19 protein-coding genes and 3 tRNA genes are annotated in these 21,049 nt (G+C 33.1%); 11 read left to right on the plus strand and 11 right to left on the minus strand.

Annotation, left to right across the window (positions count from 1 at the left end; genetic code table 11):
* Window positions 1-78: 78 nt before the first annotated feature.
* The 8 genes from D1815_RS09640 to tgt all read right to left on the minus strand — a co-directional run bounded on the left by D1815_RS09640 (window position 79) and on the right by tgt (window position 9,151).
* The gene (locus D1815_RS09640) at window positions 79-873 is read right to left on the minus strand and encodes a DUF6503 family protein (RefSeq protein ID WP_118386763.1); all 795 of its coding nucleotides are present in this window, start codon (window positions 871-873) and stop codon (window positions 79-81) included.
* 71 nt (window positions 874-944) lie between these two features.
* Window positions 945-1,937, minus strand: coding sequence for a DKNYY domain-containing protein (locus D1815_RS09645; protein ID WP_158594392.1), 993 nt, complete (start codon window positions 1,935-1,937; stop codon window positions 945-947).
* Window positions 1,938-2,035: 98 nt separating this feature from the next.
* Complete coding sequence (locus D1815_RS09650; protein WP_199726702.1) at window positions 2,036-3,298, minus strand: asparagine synthetase B; 1,263 nt, start codon at window positions 3,296-3,298, stop codon at window positions 2,036-2,038.
* 1 nt (window position 3,299) lies between these two features.
* Window positions 3,300-4,847, minus strand: coding sequence for a replicative DNA helicase (dnaB, locus tag D1815_RS09655; RefSeq protein ID WP_027395616.1), 1,548 nt, complete (start codon window positions 4,845-4,847; stop codon window positions 3,300-3,302).
* A gap of 168 nt (window positions 4,848-5,015) precedes the next feature.
* Entirely contained in the window at window positions 5,016-5,969 is a 954-nt protein-coding gene (locus tag D1815_RS09660) for an acetyl-CoA carboxylase carboxyltransferase subunit alpha (protein WP_027395615.1), read from the minus strand.
* Window positions 5,970-6,041: 72 nt separating this feature from the next.
* Window positions 6,042-6,956: a DMT family transporter gene (locus D1815_RS09665; RefSeq protein ID WP_118386765.1), complete on the minus strand. Its 915-nt coding sequence runs from the start codon at window positions 6,954-6,956 to the stop codon at window positions 6,042-6,044.
* On the minus strand, window positions 6,943-8,019 hold the full coding sequence (locus D1815_RS09670; protein WP_027395613.1) for an LptF/LptG family permease: 1,077 nt from the start codon (window positions 8,017-8,019) through the stop codon (window positions 6,943-6,945). The genes D1815_RS09665 and D1815_RS09670 overlap by 14 nt, the downstream gene beginning before the upstream one ends.
* Window position 8,020: 1 nt before the next feature.
* Complete coding sequence (gene tgt, locus D1815_RS09675) at window positions 8,021-9,151, minus strand: tRNA guanosine(34) transglycosylase Tgt (protein WP_118386766.1); 1,131 nt, start codon at window positions 9,149-9,151, stop codon at window positions 8,021-8,023.
* A gap of 177 nt (window positions 9,152-9,328) precedes the next feature.
* On the opposite strand from tgt, the gene D1815_RS09680 reads away from it, so the two are divergent.
* The 3 genes from D1815_RS09680 (at window position 9,329) to D1815_RS09690 (ending at window position 11,971) form a co-directional block, all read left to right on the plus strand.
* Window positions 9,329-10,174, plus strand: coding sequence for a transketolase (locus tag D1815_RS09680; protein ID WP_118386767.1), 846 nt, complete (start codon window positions 9,329-9,331; stop codon window positions 10,172-10,174).
* 54 nt (window positions 10,175-10,228) lie between these two features.
* Window positions 10,229-11,182, plus strand: coding sequence for a transketolase family protein (locus D1815_RS09685; RefSeq protein WP_118386768.1), 954 nt, complete (start codon window positions 10,229-10,231; stop codon window positions 11,180-11,182).
* A gap of 171 nt (window positions 11,183-11,353) precedes the next feature.
* Entirely contained in the window at window positions 11,354-11,971 is a 618-nt protein-coding gene (locus D1815_RS09690) for a porin family protein (RefSeq protein ID WP_118386769.1), read from the plus strand.
* A 51-nt stretch (window positions 11,972-12,022) separates the two neighbouring features.
* On the opposite strand, the gene D1815_RS09695 is transcribed toward D1815_RS09690, so the two are convergent.
* A complete protein-coding gene (locus tag D1815_RS09695) occupies window positions 12,023-13,228 on the minus strand; it encodes an FKBP-type peptidyl-prolyl cis-trans isomerase (RefSeq protein WP_118386770.1) in 1,206 nt (401 codons plus the stop codon).
* A gap of 91 nt (window positions 13,229-13,319) precedes the next feature.
* Here D1815_RS09695 and D1815_RS09700 point away from each other — a divergent pair, with 91 nt between their 5' ends.
* From D1815_RS09700 to D1815_RS09710, 3 genes are read left to right on the plus strand one after another with little or no spacing between them, the layout of a single operon-like run.
* A complete protein-coding gene (locus D1815_RS09700; RefSeq protein WP_027395608.1) occupies window positions 13,320-13,709 on the plus strand; it encodes an RNA-binding S4 domain-containing protein in 390 nt (129 codons plus the stop codon).
* Complete coding sequence (locus D1815_RS09705; RefSeq protein WP_118386771.1) at window positions 13,706-14,287, plus strand: methyltransferase domain-containing protein; 582 nt, start codon at window positions 13,706-13,708, stop codon at window positions 14,285-14,287. Before D1815_RS09700 ends, D1815_RS09705 begins: the two co-directional genes overlap by 4 nt.
* 22 nt (window positions 14,288-14,309) lie before the next feature.
* Window positions 14,310-14,810, plus strand: a complete 501-nt coding sequence (locus D1815_RS09710) for a phosphoribosyltransferase family protein (RefSeq protein ID WP_027395606.1) — start codon at window positions 14,310-14,312, stop codon at window positions 14,808-14,810.
* Here the strand turns inward: D1815_RS09710 and D1815_RS09715 are convergent.
* Entirely contained in the window at window positions 14,802-15,323 is a 522-nt protein-coding gene (locus D1815_RS09715) for a shikimate kinase (RefSeq protein WP_118386772.1), read from the minus strand. The genes D1815_RS09710 and D1815_RS09715 overlap by 9 nt on opposite strands.
* 134 nt (window positions 15,324-15,457) lie before the next feature.
* Here D1815_RS09715 and D1815_RS09720 point away from each other — a divergent pair.
* The 5 genes from D1815_RS09720 to D1815_RS09740 all read left to right on the plus strand — a co-directional run bounded on the left by D1815_RS09720 (window position 15,458) and on the right by D1815_RS09740 (window position 17,784).
* Window positions 15,458-15,530 (plus strand) — tRNA-Lys (locus D1815_RS09720).
* An 80-nt stretch (window positions 15,531-15,610) separates the two neighbouring features.
* Window positions 15,611-15,683: transfer RNA gene (locus tag D1815_RS09725), tRNA-Lys, on the plus strand.
* Window positions 15,684-15,752: 69 nt separating this feature from the next.
* A tRNA-Leu gene (locus tag D1815_RS09730) sits at window positions 15,753-15,836 on the plus strand.
* A 240-nt stretch (window positions 15,837-16,076) separates the two neighbouring features.
* The gene (locus tag D1815_RS09735; RefSeq protein ID WP_027395604.1) at window positions 16,077-16,460 is read left to right on the plus strand and encodes a BlaI/MecI/CopY family transcriptional regulator; all 384 of its coding nucleotides are present in this window, start codon (window positions 16,077-16,079) and stop codon (window positions 16,458-16,460) included.
* A complete protein-coding gene (locus D1815_RS09740) occupies window positions 16,453-17,784 on the plus strand; it encodes a M23/M56 family metallopeptidase (RefSeq protein WP_118386773.1) in 1,332 nt (443 codons plus the stop codon). The genes D1815_RS09735 and D1815_RS09740 overlap by 8 nt, the downstream gene beginning before the upstream one ends.
* A gap of 56 nt (window positions 17,785-17,840) precedes the next feature.
* Here D1815_RS09740 and D1815_RS09745 read toward each other — a convergent pair whose 3' ends face one another.
* A complete protein-coding gene (locus D1815_RS09745; RefSeq protein ID WP_233557440.1) occupies window positions 17,841-20,975 on the minus strand; it encodes a TonB-dependent receptor in 3,135 nt (1,044 codons plus the stop codon).
* Between the last annotated feature and the right edge of the window lie 74 nt (window positions 20,976-21,049).

The following is a 21,049-nucleotide window of genomic DNA, read 5'->3' on the forward strand; positions in this document are numbered from 1 at the left end:
GCTTTCTGAAAAAACAAAGAGCTCCGTTAGACAAAAACTAACAGAGCTCTTTTTAATATCTTATAATTTATAGAAGACCTATTTCACATCTTTCGGCTTACTAAATATAAAAGCATCCATTTTTTCTTTACTCGCAGAGGCATTTACGAAGTTTCTCTCACTTTTAACTTCTCCTACAATTCCATCTTTATAAGATCTCCATTTTAAGGTTTTTGGCAATAATAACCCATCAATATCATTCCAATCTGAATATTCTATAAGGCTAATTTTCTCACTACTTTCTTTACTAAAAAATGTTACTGTATATCCTAAAAATTTCATCTTATATGATTCTGAATCATAGTATACAAAGTAATTATCCTTTGGAGAATCACCAATTGCGTCTCCATAAGATATTTTATAACCAGGATATGATACTTCTCCCACTTTTAAATCGTCCACTTTTTCATAAGAAATACCATCATCTCCCAATACGAAAGGCATTGCATAAAAATAGAACATCAAGTTATGATAAAAACGTGGGTTCCCTTTAAAATAAGTTGAATCTTGCTCAATCCATGCTTCTTTCCCATCAAAACCTAATTGAAACTTATCAGTTTCGATACGTGCATGTCTAGTTTTAAGATCCGTAGTATGCTTTTCATTACCTTCTGGGTTAGAAAGTTCAAAAACCAAGGAATTCTTTTCATCAAAAGATTGAATACCACCGTGAGCTTTAAAAACAGCAGCTATATCTTTTGGGAAATCACTAGAGCGATCAGGAATAATTATTTCTTCTTTCTCTTCTACAACAATTTCTTTTTCTTCTTTAGGTGTTTCTTTACAAGAAAATAAAACACTGAGAATTAGTACGGATACTATTATTTTTTTCATTTTTGGATGTAAGGTTATTGTTTAAGTTTACAATAGTCGTCTTTTATGTACAACCTTACAAAAATCAAAATTTACTTTTTACTTTTTACAATTTCACCAACTTCGTAAATGTGATTTTTATCCGAAAAAGTATAAGTATTCGTATTATATCTAAACGTATTTGTGTCTGCCCTATCGATTATCTTTCCATTAAAAAAGACGTAATTTTTATCTTTTGTGTACCCATGCTCTAGTTCTTTAAAAGTAGTAACATCTACTTCTTCTATTGCCTCTCCTTGATAAAATATCTTATCGTCTATTCTCACTAATCCATTATCCTCAAAAAAATTAATAGCGTTACTATTTTTAAAAGGAATAGTAATAACTTCATCTAGGCTTTCTGAATTTTGATATCCCACATAAAAATACACATTATTATCGTCTCGAATATAGTAGTCTGTCAAAGAAACAATTCCTGAGATATTAGCTTCTTCAATCTTATGTGTAGGATTTCCATAAGAATAATAATACACTCCTTTTTTATCTTTACAAAAGTGACTATTAATCTCTTCAAAGGATGCAACATCTAGGGAGTCATTTCTCTTATAATTTTGATATACAAAATTCTTGTCTTTAGCAAAATCGAAACTTATCTGAGTAAAAGTTTTTGCATCTGCTCCTTCTAGAATTTTTAGTGCTTTTATATCTTTTGTACCTATATGATAATAATTATCGTTTAATTCATATACATGATTTTTATCTATAGGTGTATACCCTAACTGCACTTCGAATGATGCAAGATCTATTTCATTATTAATTGCTCTTGATTTAAAATAAGCTTGATCTTTATCTTTAGCATAGTCCCTTGCTAGTACCTGAAATGTTTGCATATCAACTTCCATTTCATCTTTTCCTAATTCAAACCAATTACCCATTGGACTATAAATAATACCTTCTTTATCCCTAGTATAATAATAAGAGTCCGATAATTCTTTATTTACTTCTTTCCCAAAAGGATTAAAAAAACGATACAATCCATAAATACACAAGGCACCTATTGATATAAACAAAATAGCAACTATCATTATGATTTTTTTTACCATAGAATCAAAACTACAAAATGTTTAATCCTCAAATTACCCTATAAACAGTGATTTAATTCTTTAAAACAAAATCAAAGTAATCATGTTTTCTGTTTTTTCTTTTTCGCTGCGGGAAAGAGAACATTGTTAAGAATCAAGCGATATCCAGGAGAATTAGGATGCAATTCTAGCTCAGTTTTTGGATCTCCTACTCTATGCTGATAATCTTCTGGATCATGACCTCCGTAAAAGGTGAAGAAACCTTTTCCTTTAATTCCGTGAATATATCTAGCTTCGTTATTAGTTCTGTTTTCTCCAAGAACTAATACATTAGATTTAATCTCCTTAGGGTCATATGCCGTGGTCTGCCCCATAAAGCCTTTTACCAATGCGGTATGGTTTTGACAAAGCATCGTAGGAATCGGATCCCATTTCGCAGAAAAATCCATTAGCGTAAAATAATCTGTAGTTTTAGAAATACGACGTTTTCTAGTCATATCTATAGAAGAAAACTCATATACATTTGGACTACGTTCGAGCGTAAAATCTTTAAACGCAAATGTTTTATTATAATCGATTTTAGACTGATAACCTGGTTCACTTGGATCTCCGTCAAACATTGGCTCGCAAATATCCACTCCTTCTGCAGCTATAGCTATTTCAAAACTATCTGTAGCACTACACATAGCGAACATAAACCCACCACCTACTACATAATCTCGAATCTTAAGTGCTACTGCAAGTTTTTCTTGAGAAACCTTTTCATAACCTAGTTCAAATGCCAATTTCTCTGCATTGGCTTTTTCTTGTATATACCAAGGTGCCGCTCTATAAGATGCATAAAACTTACCATATTGTCCAGTAAAATCTTCATGATGTAAGTGTAACCAATCGTATAAAATAAGATTATCTTCTAAAACTTCTTTATCATATACAGTCTCGTACGGGATTTCGGCAAACGTTAAAACCATTGTTACCGCATCATCCCAAGGCTGATTCCCTTTTGGAGAATACACTGCTATTTTAGGTGCTTTTTCTAAAATAACAGCTTCCATATTTTTAGAGGGACTACTTATATCCTCTAAAATTTCTTCTGTTTTAGCGTTGCTCAGAACTTCATAAGAAACCCCACGAATCGTACATTCTTTTTTAATGTCATCCGTATCAGGTAATAAAAAAGAACCTCCTCTATAATTAAGTAGCCATTTAACTTTTAGATCTTTGCTAAGTGTCCAATATGTAATTCCATAGGCTTTTAAATGGTTTTGCTGACCTTCGGCATCCATAGGAATTAACACATACGAAGCGTATGATTGAAAAGTAAAGAAAAATAATAGTGCGTAAATCAAAAATTTACACTTCATTTTAGAAAGGAACGTCATCATCATCATTAGAGTCATTTATGCTACTCCCAAAGGCTTCATCGGCACTAGGAAGATGGCTTGTACTAAAAGGATCATCTTCTTCTTTACCATCATTCATCTTAGAATGAAACTCAAAAGGAGTACTAAAGTCATCTAAGTTATCAAATTTACCTAAGTGACCAATAAATTTTAACCTAATATTTTCTAAACCACCATTACGGTGTTTGGCAACAATAAACTCTCCTTGTCCTTGAGTAGGTGATCTTTCTTCATCATCCCACTCATCTATCTTGTAATATTCTGGTCTAAATATAAATGCTACAATATCCGCATCCTGCTCAATCGCTCCAGATTCCCTCAAGTCACTCAATAACGGTCTCTTACTACCTCCACGAGTTTCTACAGCACGTGATAACTGTGATAATGCAATAACAGGAATATTCAATTCTTTTGCTAATGCCTTAAGGTTACGAGAAATTGTCGAAATCTCTTGTTCACGGTTTCCATTCTTACCACTACCACCTGCTGTCATTAATTGTAAATAATCTATAACAATCATTCTTATACCATGCTGAGAAGAAAGACGTCTTGCTTTTGCTCGTAAATCAAAAATGGAAAGAGAAGGAGTATCATCTATAAAAAGAGGAGCTTTCTCTAAGTCTTTTACTTTTACATTAAGTTGTTCCCATTCGTGTTTTTCTAACTTACCAGTACGTAATTTCTCTGAAGAAAGACCCGTTTCTGAAGATATTAAACGTGTAATCAGCTGTACTGATGACATCTCTAATGAGAAGAATGCAACAGGAATATTAGCTCCAACTGCCATATTTCTAGCCATAGACAATGTCAAAGCAGTTTTACCCATACCAGGACGTGCTGCAACAATAATCAAGTCACTTGGTTGCCAACCAGAGGTCAGCTTATCTAATTTATCAAAACCAGAAGGAACTCCACTCATTCCTTCTTTATTCGATATTTCCTGAATTTTTTTCTTTGCTTGAATTACTAAACTTTGAGCAGTCTCTGTGGATCTTTTTATATTTCCTTGAGTTACCTCATATAATCTAGATTCTGCCATGTCCAAAAGATCGAAGACATCTGCGGTCTCATCGTATGATTCTTCGATAATCTCATTCGATATTTTTATCAGACTACGCTGTATATATTTCTGCAAAATTATACGAGCATGAAATTCGATATGTGCTGAAGATGCTACCTTTTGGGTAAGTTGAATTAGATAAAATTCCCCACCTGCTAATTCAAGTTTTGCATCTTTCTTAAGTTGACTCGAAACCGTTAATAAGTCAATCGGCTCTGAGTTTTCGAACAACTTATATATAGCGTCAAAAATATATTTATGAGATTCTTTGTAAAAAACATCGGGATTAAGAATGTCGATAATTTCATCGACTCCTTTTTTATCTATCATCATCGCCCCAAGTACAACTTCCTCTAAATCAGTTGCTTGAGGAGGTATTTTTCCTTTTTCCAGCGAAATTACGTTCCCCCGACCATAATTAGATTGCTGAGCTTGCTGTACTTTTTCCATAACCACGAATGTAAAAAAATTGTAAAGAGGTGGACCTTATACAAAGGTAATCAATGTCCACCAGTCTTCAACAAATGAACTGTTGATAACTTAATTATATTGTTAATAAGCATAAAAAAATCCGAAGTCAAAAACTTCAGATTTTTGTGTCAAGTGATTTATTAGGGGTTAGCCTTTGAAGACCCCCATATTTGCATATTTATCCATACGCTTTTCTACCAATTCTTCTGGTGATAAGTTTTTCATCTCTTCAAAAGATGACAAAATTTTATCTCGAACAGCTTTAAATGTTTTTTCACGATCACTATGAGCTCCACCAAGCGGTTCTCTTACGATTTCATCCACAACTTTAAGTTTAGCACTATCTTTTGCAGTTAATTTCAATGCTTCGGCTGCAATTTCCTTTTGCTCCCAACTTCTCCATAGAATAGAAGAGCAGTTTTCAGGAGAGATTACAGAATACCAAGAATTTTCTAGCATCAATACTTTATCACCTACTCCTATTCCTAATGCACCTCCACTGGCACCTTCTCCAATAATAATAACAGTAATAGGAACTTTAAGACGTGTCATTTCTAGGATATTTCTAGCAATAGCTTCTCCTTGTCCTCTTTCCTCAGCTTCTAAACCTGGATATGCTCCTGGAGTATCAACAAAACAAACTACAGGAATATTGAATTTTTCAGCGCTTTTCATCAAACGAAGTGCTTTTCTATATCCCTCAGGATTAGCCATCCCAAAGTTTCTATATTGTCTTGTCTTTGTATTGTATCCTTTTTGTTGACCAATGAACATAAAACTTTGATCACCAATTTTACCTAAACCTCCAATCATCGCTTTGTCATCTTTAACATTACGATCTCCATGTAATTCTAAAAAAGAATCTCCGCATATAGCATTTATATAATCTAATGTATATGGCCTAGATGGATGTCTAGATAATTGTACTCGCTGCCAAGCAGTCAAGTTCTTATAAATCTCCTTTTTAGTCTCATTTAACTTTTTTTCAATTTGCTTACAGGTATCCGTGACATCAACATCACTTTCTGCTCCTATAGCGCAAGCTTTTTCAAATTGTTCTTCGAGTTCTTTTATGGGGAGTTCAAATTCTAAATATTCCATATCAAGAATATATTTTGTTTTTTTTAACTAGGGTTAGCAGACAAATATAAAACAATACTTGTTAAACTAGTATTAAGACCTTTGTCTTTTTATTTTTTTAATATTTTTAAATATACCATTCAACACTACTGTGCTAAGTATAATAAGGGCTCCGTAATAAAATCCTGGGTTCATTTTTTCTGAATCTCCAAAAATTAAAAATGCTAATACAATTCCATAAACAGGCTCTAAATTTATCGTTAACATTACTGTATAAGGACTTAAGTATTTCATAACCTGAACTGAACCTATAAAAGCATAAGCCGTGCAAAATGAAGCAAGTATTATTAAAAATATCCAATCCGAGGTTGATAACTGAAAGAAACCAATTGTAAAACCGTCATTTTCTGCTCCTAAAAAAGACATTCCTGTCAAGTAAATTGTCACAAAACCCACTCCAGTTAATAATTCATAAAAAGAAATCATTGAAGGAGAATATTGTTGAGCAATCTTACCATTAATTAATGAAAAAACAGATGATAAAAAAGCTGAGCATAGTGCATATACAATTCCTAAAAAATAATCACCTTCTACATTAAAAATAATATAAAGACCTACAATTACCATCAAACCAAATACAACCTCATACCAAATAAGTTTTCGCTTATAAAAAATAGGCTCTAAAATTGAAGTAAAAAATGCACCCGTAGACAAAATAGCAAGCGTTATAGAAACGTTAGAAACTTTTATTGCCGCAAAAAAAGTAATCCAATGTAATGCAATAATCCCACCAGCAATACATAATGTAAACAAAAGCTTTTTAGATACCTTTAAAGAAATTTTTCTAATGAGAATATAAAGGTAAATAAATCCTGAAGCCATCAACATCCTATACCATACTAAAGGTAGTGCTTCAATAGAGATTAGCTCTCCAAGTATTGCAGTAAACCCCCATATAAATACTATAAAATGAAAATGAAGATAATTCTGGAGCTTAACGTTTGGCATTATAAAGAAGATAAATTGCTAATATCCCAAAAGAAAAATTAGGAAACCACACTGCTACTAAAGGTGGAAAATCAGATTGATTGGCCAACGTACCTAAAACTTTATCAAAAAAGATAAAAACGAAGGCTAAAGAGATACCGACAGCTAGATTTATACCCATTCCTCCTCTTCTTTTCATTGAAGAAACTGCTACACCTATAACGGTAAGTATAAATGCTGAAACAGGAATACTCCATCTCTTATAAGCTACCACTTTATACCTGTTTATATCTGAAGAACCTCTTTTACTTTCCTTTTCTATAAACTTACTCAATTCCATATAATTTAGTGTCTCTGCTACATAAGTCACAGGAGTAAACTCATCTATATCAAAAGGTAAAATCGTGTCTTTTTTCCTTGCTTTCTCTATGATATCTCTGTCTTCTAAAACTGTACGTTTCACAAAGTCTCTTAATTCATAAATACTATCTTTCTCTATAAAGGTTATCGTTCTAGCTGAAATTTTTGTAACTAATTTATTTCCATCAAAATATTCCAATGTAAAATTTGTCGCCTTTTTCTTAAGTGGCTTAAAATCACTGGCATATAAAAATATACTATCATTTAATTGACGGTATACATTTCTGGTTTCTTGAACTTTCTTCCCCTTTTTTAAGTAGGTATATTTAAACTCATTAAATCCCTGACTTGCTTTAGGTGCTAAAAATAACCCCATTGCAAGAGCTCCTACACAAATTAAAATCGCTCCAATCATATACGGTCTAAGAAATCTCCAAAATGAAACACCTGAGCTTAAAAAGGCTATAATTTCTGTCTTATTAGCTAATTTAGAAGTAAACCAAATCACAGAAAGAAATACAAATAATGGAAATAGTAAATTTGCAAAGTAGATGGTAAAATCCAAATAATAAGAAACAACGGCTCCAAAGGGCGCTTCATGCTCTAATATATTATCTATTTTCTCAGAAAGATCAACGATAATTCCTATTGGAATAAACATGAGAATCATTGCGAAAAATGTTCCCAAATAACGTTTAAGTATATACCAGTCTAATATTTTCAAATTACAATCTTTTATCCATTTGTTTTACCATTATATTTTTCCAAGAATAAAAATCCCCAGCTAAGATATGTTTTCTTGCTTCACGAACCAACCATAAATAAAAACCTAAATTATGGATCGTTGCTATCTGTCTTCCAAGCATTTCATTCACCGAAAAAAGATGCTTTAAATATGCTTTAGAATACTCAGTATCTACATAGGTAATAGCCATTTCATCAATCGGAGAAAAATCATCCTCCCACTTTTTATTCTTAATATTTATAGTTCCGTGTGCCGTAAATAACATCCCATTTCTCCCATTTCTAGTCGGCATTACACAATCAAACATATCAATACCTAATGCAATATTTTCTAAAATATTAATTGGTGTACCCACACCCATCAAATATCTAGGTTTATCCTCTGGCAATATTTCTGTCACTACTTCAGTCATTGCATACATCTCTTCTGCTGGTTCTCCTACTGACAAACCTCCGATTGCATTTCCTTCTGCTCCCGCATTAGCAATATATTCTGCAGACTGTCTTCTTAGATCTTTATAAGTACTTCCTTGTACTATTGGAAAAAAAGTCTGATCATATCCATATTTAACTGGAACTTTTTCGAGATGTTGCATACATCTATCTAACCACCTGTGAGTCATATGCATACTTCTCTTTGCATATCTGTAATCACAAGGGTATGGAGTACATTCATCAAAAGCCATGATGATATCTGCACCAATTGTACGTTGAATCTCCATTACATTTTCTGGTGTAAACACGTGATATGATCCATCAATATGAGACTTAAACTTCACACCTTCTTCCTTAATCTTACGATTTGCTGATAGAGAATATACTTGATAACCTCCGCTATCTGTAAGAATATTTCTATCCCAGTTCATAAATTTATGTAACCCACCTGCTTTTTCTAAAATTGGTGTTTGCGGTCTTAGATATAAATGATAAGTGTTTCCTAATATAATATCAGGATTAATATCATTTTTCAACTCTCTTTGATGTACGCCTTTTACAGTTGCTACAGTACCAACAGGCATAAAAATTGGAGTTTCAATAACTCCATGATCAGTTGTTACTTTTCCGGCTCTGGCCTTACTCTGAGGGTCCGTAGATAATAGGTCGAATTGCATATTTTTTATTTCGTAGAGCGCAAAGATAACTAACTAAAACTACTTTAATAAAGTCTAGTTTCCGAAAACTTTTCGTTATTAACAATGGTATCTTAATTAAAAGGTGTAAAGACATTTTGCCACGGTAATCAAAACCTGTATTTTTGCGCCTTAATCATTAAGCCAATTAGCATAGCAATGCCAAAAACACAACAATTAGAAGATTTTGTAACTCAAGTTCGTAGAGATATTCTACGACAGGTTCACAAAGTAAACTCAGGGCATCCAGGTGGTTCTCTAGGGTGCACGGAATTTTTTGTAGCTCTTTATCAAGAAATTTTAGAAAGAAAAGATGGTTTCGATATGGACGGAAAAGAAGAAGACCTTTTCTTCTTATCTAACGGACATATTTCTCCGGTTTTTTACAGTGTATTAGCAAGAAGCGGATATTTTCCCGTAGAAGAATTAAATACATTTAGACTAATTAACAGTAGACTTCAAGGACACCCAACGACTCACGAAGGTCTTCCTGGTATTAGAATTGCTTCTGGATCTCTTGGTCAAGGAATGTCTGTAGCTATTGGTGCTGCGCAAGCAAAAAAACTGAATAATGATAACCATATTGTATACAGTCTTCATGGAGACGGAGAATTACAAGAAGGTCAGATTTGGGAAGCAGCTATGTATGCATCCGGAAAAAAAGTGGATAATCTTATTTCTACAATAGATCTTAATGGACAACAAATCGATGGATCCACTGATGATGTATTATCATTAGGTAGTCTTAGAGCTAAATTCGAAGCTTTTGGTTGGGATGTTATGGAAATCAAAGAAGGAAATAATATTACAGCTGTAATAGAAGGATTACAGGAAGCTAAAAGCAGAACTGGAAAAGGTAAACCAGTTTGTGTATTAATGCATACTGTAATGGGTAATGGAGTAGATTTTATGATGCATACTCATGCTTGGCACGGTAAAGCTCCAAATGATGAGCAATTAGAAATAGGTTTAGCACAAAATCCTGAGACTTTAGGAGACTATTAAGGCATACATAAAAGAGGTTTCTGTGAAAACAGAAATGACTTAAAAAAAATATTCATGAAAAAATATATAGATACAGGAAAAAAAGATACTCGTTCTGGTTTTGGAGCAGGTCTTGAAGTACTTGGAAAAACAAATGAGAATGTTGTAGCACTTTGTGCTGATCTTATCGGTTCTCTAAAAATGGATGCATTTATTGCGAACAATCCAGATCGTTTTTTTCAAATAGGAATTGCCGAAGCTAATATGATGGGAATCGCAGCTGGGTTAACTATTGGTGGTAAAATACCTTTTACTGGAACTTTTGCTAATTTTTCTACTGGTCGAGTTTATGATCAAATTCGTCAATCCATTGCCTACAGTGGTAAAAATGTAAAAATCTGTGCTTCTCATGCTGGTTTAACACTTGGAGAAGATGGTGCAACACATCAAATTTTAGAAGATATTGGGTTAATGAAAATGTTACCAGGTATGGTAGTAATTAACCCATGTGATTATAATCAAACTAAAGCAGCTACAATTGCAATTGCTGATTATGAAGGTCCAGTTTACTTGCGTTTTGGAAGACCAAAGGTTGCAAACTTTACACCAGAAGATCAAAAATTCGAAATAGGAAAAGCTCTTCATTTACAGGATGGTACTGATGTTACTATTGTAGCTACAGGCCACCTAGTATGGGAAGCATTACAAGCTGCTGAAGCATTGCAAGAAAAAGGAATTAGTGCGGAAGTGATTAATATACACACCATAAAACCACTTGATAATGAAGCTATCTTAAACTCCGTTAAAAAGACTGGTTGTATTGTTACGGCAGAAGAGCATAACTTCTTAGGAGGTTTAGGAGAAAGTGTATCTAGAGTATTAACTCAAAATCACCCTGTACCACAAGAATTCATTGCTACTAATGACACATTTGGAGAAAGTGGAACTCCTGATCAACTTATGGAAAAATATGGATTAAATGCTGATGCTATCATAAATGCGGCGGAAAAAGTTATCAAAAGAAAATAACATCAGTATTATATTATTTATCAAAGTATATTTTAAAAGTCTTCTGTTTTTACAGAGGACTTTTTTATTAACTATTAGAATAATCCCACCCTATTTTCGTTATAAAAGAAACACTGACCACAACCAAAAATTACAATTAATTATTTATTCATCTTTTAAAACTCATTTAAAATGAAAAACGTAGTAGTGTTTTTAATTCTTTTTAGCTCTTGTACAATCATATCACAAGAAAAAGGAATAAACTTTGGTGTAAAAGCTGGTCTGAACTATGGGGACAATGGCAAAATAGAATTTAGTGATGTAACCAATGCTGGTGACAATTTACTTTCTGAGAATGCTGATGATCGTGTAGGATATCATATCGGAGTATTTTTAAGAGGAGATATCACTGACAACTTTTATCTTAAACCAGAATTACAGTATACACAAAACAGTAGTTCTTATTCATTTGATAATCGAAAATTAAATTACAATGTAAAGAAACTAGATCTTCCTATTTTAGCAGGGATCTATTTATTAGGCCCTTTACACGTATTTGGAGGACCTTCTTTACAATATATTGTAGATAATGATCTAGAAGATGTTCGACTAAGTGAAGTTAAAAATGAATTCACTGTAGGAGTTCAATTTGGTGTGGGGTTACAGATAAGACGACTAAACATAGATCTTAGGTATGAAAGAGGAATTACCGAAAACCAGGCTCAAACTATTGATGCAAATACAGGACAAACAATTAGGGTTGATTCTAGACCTAATCAATTTATTCTAAGTTTAGCATTGGACTTATAATTTCATTTATAAAAAAAACTCCGGTAAAATTACCGGAGTTTTTTTTATAAATTAATCATCTCTAGATGCTGTATCATCAGTATCGAGATAGTTCGGAATTCCATCTCCATCAGTATCATCATTTGTTGGATCTCCATCTCCAATATCATTTGTTGGATCTCCATCTCCATCTCTATCTACAGTTAAATCTGTATCTGGTTCTAAATCTTCATCTATTGTTAATGTTCCATCTCCATCATCATCTGGATCTAAGTAGTTAGGAAAACCATTATCATCCGTATCATCATCAACATCTAAAACAAGTCTATCGCCATCAATATCTTCTAAATATGAAGGAACCCCATCATTATCGTGATCTGCTTCTACACTTCCGTACAACTGAACACTGAATATCAAAGGCGCATATTGTGGGATTCCATTCTGAACTTCTTCAAAATATGCTAAACCTGAAGGCATAAAAACTGTAAAATTACCAAAATCCATATTATATCTAACGGTACCATCGCCGTTCTCCATAAAACCTGACGCTCCCTTGAAATCTACAACTGCTTCTCTAAAACCTTCTACAACGTTTACTAAATCAAACCACACTGGAGTTACTGCACTATCAAACACTCTTCTCCTAGGGTTGTTATTATCTACAGGATCATTTTCATCTATTACACCATCACCATCAGAATCTGAAGAAGTTGGATTGTTATCAATATCACTATCATCAGCAATACCATCGCCGTCACTATCTGTTTTAGTAACAGAATCATCTACCGTATCAGGTTCTCCATCTCCATCTGCGTCTACATCCCCATCATTAGGAATTCCATCTCCATCATCATCTTCGTAATCATAAAAAACCTCTCCGGTATAAGTTACAAATGTAGAATCTGCAAACTGTGTTTGGCGTTCAGTAGCCACTCCATTATCATATTTAAGCATGTACAATGTATAAGAAACCTCTGTATCCATATTGGTAACTGTCTTAGTTTCCAAAAATCCGGAATCCCAAATAGAAGTTTCGCCACTATTAACTCCTGCTATAGTATCAAATTGGACAGTCTGGAAATCAGGATTTCCGTCGTTATCTACTAAGGTAAAAAAGTGTGTTTTTAAGTAATTTTGTATTATCGGATCTTCATCGGCCTGCTGCTCCGCCTCATCTCTAATCGGCACACTAACAAAATCATTATCATCATCATTATTACAGGCATATAAGGATGCCACGACAACACCTGCGGCAAAAATATATTTTCTTACATTCATTTGATTGCTTTTTTGAAGGCGCAAGATACAATTTTCTTGTACTTTTGCTCAACTATTATTATAGATAAAACGCATTTTTTAATCATTTTTTATGCGAGTTGATAAATATTTATGGTGTATCAGATATTTCAAGACGCGTAGCATTGCTACCAAAGCTTGTAAAGAGGGTAAAGTAAGAGTGAATGGGGATATTATAAAACCATCACGAGAAATCTACCCAACTGATAAAATTACAGTTCGAAAAAACCAGGTTAACTATGAACTTGTTGTTCTGGACACACCAAAAAGTCGACTTGGCGCTAAGCTAGTCGACATATATCGTAAAGACGTCACCCCAACGGAAACGTTGCAAAAACTAGATCTTTTAAAATATTCTAAAGATTACTACAGAAAAAAAGGTGCTGGTAGACCTACCAAGAAAGATCGAAGAGATATTGATGATTGGTTTGAAGAACCTTCTAATAACGATAGTGAGGAATGAAATTAGATTCAAAATTTTGGAATAGAAAATATCGTTCAAATCAAACTGGATGGGACATAGGATATGCATCTCCTCCAATTATCTCATACTTTGATCAGTTAGAAGACAAAAACTTAAAAATATTAATTCCTGGATGTGGAAATGCATATGAGGCTATTTATTTATTTCGGAATGGTTTTAAAAACATCTACATATTGGATTTTGTAAAAGATACTCTTGATAATTTCAAAATAAAATTTCCGGATTTTCCTGTATCTCAAATACTGTATAAAGATTTTTTTGAACTAGAAGATCAATTCGATATTGTTGTAGAACAAACATTCTTCTGCGCAATTCATCCGGACGAAAGAAAGCAATATATTACTAAGATGAAATCAATTTTAAAACCAAATGGAAAATTAGTTGGTCTTTTCTTTAATATAGAATTTGAAAAATCAGGCCCTCCATTTGGAGGTACTAAAAATCACTATCTGGGGTTATTTTCACAACATTTCAAAATTAACACATTAGAAAAATGTTATAATTCCATTCTACCACGCAAGGATAACGAACTCTTTTTTATCTTTGAAGTCAATTGAAAAAAACATAACTCCAGTTAGAATGCAAGCCGAAGACAATATCATCCTTACTCACGAACAAATACAACATAAGATTAAACGTATAGCATACCAAATCTATGAAACCAATGTAAATGAAAAAGAAATTGTTATTGCTGGTATTGCTAGTAATGGTTATATTTTTGCTCAACGTCTAAAAGCAATATTAGATGAGGTTTCTGATATTGATATTACATTATGTGAAGTAACTATGGATAAATCTTCTCCACAAGACACTGTTAAAACCTCCATTTCTGCTTCGGATTATAAAAACAAATCACTTGTTCTTGCAGATGATGTGCTTAATTCTGGAACAGCTTTAGTGTATGGCGTCAAACATTTTTTGGATGTACCACTAACAAGGTTTAAAACAGCCGTTCTTGTTAATCGTAATCATAAAAAATACCCTATAAAAGCTGATTTCAAAGGAATTTCACTTTCTACATCACTACACGAACATGTGAATGTAACTTTTGGAGAAAATGATCTAGCTATACTAGAATAAAACATTTTGCATTTCCTTGACAACTTCTTGAATAGTCTTGTTATCAGTAGAAATAACATACTCCGCTTGATTATAATAAAAAGAACGTTCGAAAAGATGTTTACGAACAAAGTCCTTAAGATCATCCTTAGATGATATATGAGCTATTAAAGGACGTTTTTCTTTCTCTAGATATAATCTATCCACTAATTCTTCTAAAGAAGTTTTCAGGTACACACTTTTAGCGTTTTCATCTCCTTTAATGATCTCAAGGTTTCCCGCAAAACAAGGAGTTCCTCCTCCTAAAGAAATAATATGATTATTTTTCGTTTTTAAGACTTGTTTTAGGTACTCATTTTCTTTTTTTCTAAAATATATTTCACCGTTATCCTCAAAAATTTGACCTATTGATTTTTTTTCTTGATTTTCTATAAAATCATCAAGATCGATGCATTCCATTTTTAATTCAGAAGCTAAATCCCTGCCAATAGAGGACTTACCGCAACCCATATATCCTAATAAAATAATATTCATAAAGTAAAAATTAGGTAATTTATGCCTAAAAAAAAGGGCATTTAAAATAAAACGTAAATTTATATTAAATTCTTCTTGAAAAATAAATTATTGATAGTATATTTGCACCCGCATTCAAGGAAAAAAGAATGTATGACCGGGTAGCTCAGTTGGTAGAGCATCTCCCTTTTAAGGAGAGGGTCCTGGGTTCGAGCCCCAGCCCGGTCACAAATACTGAATAATTATGAGGTATTACTGATTATTTATTCTATAGTTCTTTAAAATATATGATAATTTAATTTATCAATGACCGGGTAGCTCAGTTGGTAGAGCATCTCCCTTTTAAGGAGAGGGTCCTGGGTTCGAGCCCCAGCCCGGTCACTAAAAAGTATCGCAATTCCCCTGTGATACTTTTTTAGTTTTACACTATATTGTAAAATAAATTATATTGCCCAGGTGCTGGAATTGGTAGACAGGCATGGTTGAGGGCCATGTGTCCATTAGGGCGTGCGGGTTCGACTCCCGCTCTGGGCACTTTTCTTCTTTACCACATTAAATTCGAGTAAATTTTCAAAAATCAATTCCTATAGTTCATTATCTGTATAAGTAATGATTATAGACAAGATACTTACACTTCAATAATTAACACACAAGCCTTCCTAATTATATTAAAAAGCTAATAGCTAGAATACAAACAACACATCAATTACTATAAAAATAGTTTATTTACTATATTTATAGTAATATTACTAAAATTATAGTTACATTAGCAATATGAAAGACTTAACAAAAGCAGAGGAACAAATTATGAGATACTTATGGAAGCTTGAAAAAGCGTTCCTAAAAGATATCGTAGAGCAATTTCCAGAACCTCGCCCTGCTTATACTACCATATCAACGGTGATCAGAACCTTAGTGACCAAAAAATTCATAAGTTTTAACACCTACGGAAGAATAAAAGAATATTACCCACTCATATCTAAAGAAGTTTATTTCAAAAATCATTTTAAAGGTGTTGTAAAAAATTTCTTTAGTGGTTCTATAAGCAAATTTGCCATGTTTTTCACAAATGATGAAGATTTGAATGTTAAAGAACTAGAGAACATGAAACAATTTATAGAAGAAAAAATTGAAAAATTGAAAAAAGAAAATGAGTAATATTTTAACATACCTGTTTCAAGCTAGTTTTTGTTTAGCCATACTATACTGTTCTTATTATTTATTCTTTAGGAGATTAACTTTTCATAAGATTAATAGAATAGTATTACTCCTATTGATACCTTGTTCTTTAGGTATTCCGTTACTAAATCAAATAGAATTCACTATAACCAACGAAACTATAACAATCCCGTTTTTTAATGAACTTCTACCGATAGATCAACCAGCAACAGATGTTGTTTTGCTGGAAAAGCCACGCTCCGAAGAAAAGAATTATCTGACTAATCTTATTTCATTAATGTACATCTTGGGTTTCTTTATAGCACTATTTCGATTATCTCTATCTGTAATACAACTTTATAGAATAAAGAAAAAGTCCAATATATTTTCGAAAGATGGATATCGCTTTGTTACAACAGATACTCCTCATATATTCTCAAGTTTCGGCTGGATTTTTATTCCAAAAAATAAAACAAATGAAATTGCCTCAGCTGTTATAGAACATGAAAAAGCACATATTAAGCTATGGCATACTGCAGATTTAATACTTACGGAAATATATGTTGTTATATTTTGGTTTAATCCATTCTCTTATTTTTTCAGAAAATCAATACGATCTGTTCACGAATTCCAAGCAGATAGCTTTGTTCTAAATACCCAAATAAAAAAATCCTATTATTTAGAACTCCTTATCAGTACGTTACAAACCAGACAAACAAAAAAATTACATAGTTATTTTAATCATTCATTAATCAAAAAACGAATAGACATGATCACAAAAACCAATTCTAATCAAAAAAGTATTTTTAGATACATCTTATTATTACCAATTTTCATGATACTCTTAACAGCATTTATAAAACCTAAATTTGATGATAAGAATATTGTGGATAATATTATAGAGGAAGAAATGAAGGTCGAAATTCCACCTTCGATATTTCCAATCGAAAATGGTTCAAAAGATAACATCACTGCGGTTTATGGAAAAACCCATAAACACCCTCTTTTAAAAAAGAAAGTAATTCATAAAGGAATAGATATCCGAGCTAAAATTGGAACTTCAGTATTAGCTACTGAAGATGGAACAGTTTCTGTAGCAAAGGATAAAGGGAATTGGGGAAATTTAATTGTTATTACCCATGCTAACGGTTATGAAACTTGGTACGCTCACTTAGACAGTTTCGAAGTAACAGAAAATCAAAAAGTAAACAAAGGGCAAGTTATTGGAAAAACCGGAAACACAGGCCTTTCTACTGGCCCTCATCTTCATTATGAGGTAAAACTTAATGGAAAAAACATGGATCCAATGGATTACTTAAAATAAAAAAAGTAGGCAAGGATATCCTAATCCTTGCCTATGCTTTTACAAAATGTTCTTATCTAAAGACTAAAATTAATTCTTGCAAATAAAAACCTCCCTGAATATCCAAACTGAGAAGTTCTTCTGGAATACACAAATTGGTCACCCGCTGTTCCTCCTGCTCTATTTTCATCAGGATACACATCTAACAAATTATTAGCTCCAATCGTAATATTTAGATTTTCTAAAACTTTTGCAGAAAATGAAAGATCTGTAACCACTTTTCCTCCATACAGCGCATCATCACTAACTACAGTTCCATCTACTCTTGGATCTCCATTAAAATCATCTGGATCTGTAACTTCTCCAAAGAATACGTTTCTAAGTAAAATATCATACCGCCCAAAAGATAGAGCATTGGTTAGACTCAGCTTGGTTCTTGGTTGCGCTAATGTTAAAAAAGCTTCTTCTTGCCCATCGAAAAAACTTCCACTTTCTCCTGCCGCAGCAATTCTTTCCGGAACTCTTATATCTTCTACTTCAGTCTTAGCAAATGTGGCGGAAAGATCATTTTTAAGTATCATATTCTCTCCAATATTCATTTTATGTGCCACCACCACATCTATTCCTTGTGATTTTGTATCTATTGCATTAACAAAGAATCGAGCACTAGTAGCTCCTGCATCTTCAAAAATCTGCGTTAATTCAGGATCTCCTCCATTTCCAAAACTACCGCTATACACAATCCTATCGTCTATATTAATTAAATATGCATCTGCCGTAATAGTGAAATTTTGAATTTTAGCAGTGAGCCCAAGACTAAAACTACTAGATGTTTCTTCTTTCAATTGTGCTATCCCTATCAATGAAGCTGCCCTACTATTATTAGTAAAAGTTCCTTGTTCAAATGGCTGATTATCTACGAAAACCGTGCTAGTACGGCTAAAAAATTGTTGATGTAAAGATGGTGCTCTAAATCCTGTACTATTTGCACCTCGAACTGAGAAGTTTTCAGTTATTTTATAACGAGTTGCTAATTTGTAATTAAATGTATCTCCAAAATCTGAAAAATTCTCATATCTACCTGCAAGACTTACCAACCATTGTTCTGTAAAATCCGCTTCTAAATCAATATACCCAGCGATACTATTTCTATATTCATCAGTTTCATTATTAGGATCATAACCTCTAAATACTTGCGAACCTCCTCCAAGAACCGCTCCTGTAAAATTATTACGCACCAAATCTGTTTCTGGAGTAGTACTTGTTACAATATTACCATTAATATCATAACTTGTATAAGACGCTTCTTCTCCAGCACTAATGGTATAATTCTCTACCTTATACTCTGCTCCCATCGCTATATTTAATCCTTTAAAAATATCATCATAGAATCTACCAATATCAAGATTTGTAGTATTCTGCATAAAACTCAAAGCTCCTGCATCGAAACTCCGTGGCGTAGCCACTCCTAGAGTTCCATTACTGGAGTTTCCAACAGTAATATCGAAATTGTTAATCCCATAAGTATTTGAAAAATCCACATTCCATTCATTTACTTTTCCTTTGATACCAACTGCTATTGATTTATCTACAATATCAGTTCCGATAGTTGGTAAGAATCCATTCGGAAACGCTGGAGTATTTGCTCTACCGTCTGCTTGTGCCGGTCTTCTATAAAACCCAGATGCTAAACCTTCTCGATAGCTAATCCCTCCGAAACTGTAGAATTCTGCATCTTCTCCAAGGGGAATTGACATATTAGCAAAGAACTTCCCTTCTCGTAATTTAGCTGTTCCTACTTTAAATCTAAAATCAGTACGTGTTAATCCTCTGGCTGATAATTCATCCTCATCTGCATCAAAATCTAATAGCGTCCTGAACGTATCGATATCAGCTGGATCACTAACATCCAATGCCGCGATCTGATCCTTCGTTACTTGATCTAAATAAGAAATATCCTGTGAAGCTGTTTGATAATCAACTAATGTCATTTCTGCAACATTTCCTCCGTTAGCAGCAAAAATACGTTCTGCTCCATGGAAACCTCTAAAAATATCTCCTTGATAATCTTTGTTACGTAACGCCGGTTCTCTTGTTGACAATGAACCTGTAAAATTAATAAACCCTCCATTATCGCCTATTGGTAGTCCATAATTAACATCAAGCTTTACTTTTTCTCCATCACTACCTCCATCGAATTGGTTAGAATTCTCACTAAAATTTGCTCCAGTAGTCAATGTAACATCCAATTTATTAGTTCCTTTTTTTAATACAATATTAATTACCCCTGCAATTGCATCAGAACCATATTGGGCAGCAGCACCATCTCGTAATACTTCGATACGCTGAATAGCCGCTGTAGGGATTGCATTTAAATCGGTTCCAACACTACCTGCTCCTACCGTTCCGTTAACATTTACCAAAGCAGTATTATGTCTTCTTTTTCCATTAACTAAAACTAATACTTGATCGGGACCTAATCCACGAAGTGAAGCAGGATCAATATGATCCGTTCCATCAGAAACAGTTTGGGTTTGTGATGTAAAAGATGGTGCTACATAATTTAATATTTCATTTACAGATGTTTGCGGACCTTGCGTTGCTACTTGCGTAATATCAATTACATCAATAGGCACTGCGGTCTCTGTTGCAGTACGACTAGGATTTCTAGATCCTACAATCACAACATCATCCAATTGAGCAGAAGCATCTTTTAAAGCCACAGAAATAAAATCTTTTCCCGTAACATCAACTTCCACAGTTTCAAAACCTATATAAGAAATAACGAGTATATTATTATCATCTGGTATATTGATTATAAAATTTCCTTCAAAATCTGTCTGTGCGCCTATGGTAGTCCCTTTTACCAATACATTAGCTCCAGGAAGCGGACTCCCATTAGAATCTTTTACATTACCTTTTATCTCTCGAATAATTTTAAGTTTTTCTTTTATATCCGGAGCTTTCTTCAATACAATTTGTTTCTCTATAATTGAATAAGAAATATCTGTATTTTCAAAAAGCATAGATAATACTTCTTCGATGGTTCCCTTTTTTACCTTAATAGAAGTTTCTTGATTTAGATTGACTTCATCATTGATATAGAAGAATTTATACGAAGTCTGATTTTTAATCTCTTCTATTACATTAGCAATAGTTGTTTGCTCTAAATTAAGTTCTATTTCGCCCTGCGAAAAGCCGGATGTTGCCATCAGTTGAAAGATGGAAAAACAAAATAAAACTAATGTAAGCCTCATTCTTAAAACGATTGATTTGTGCGCTAGGT

Source organism: Aquimarina sp. AD1 (genome assembly GCF_003443695.1).
GTDB classification, from domain to species: Bacteria; Bacteroidota; Bacteroidia; order Flavobacteriales; family Flavobacteriaceae; genus Aquimarina; species Aquimarina latercula.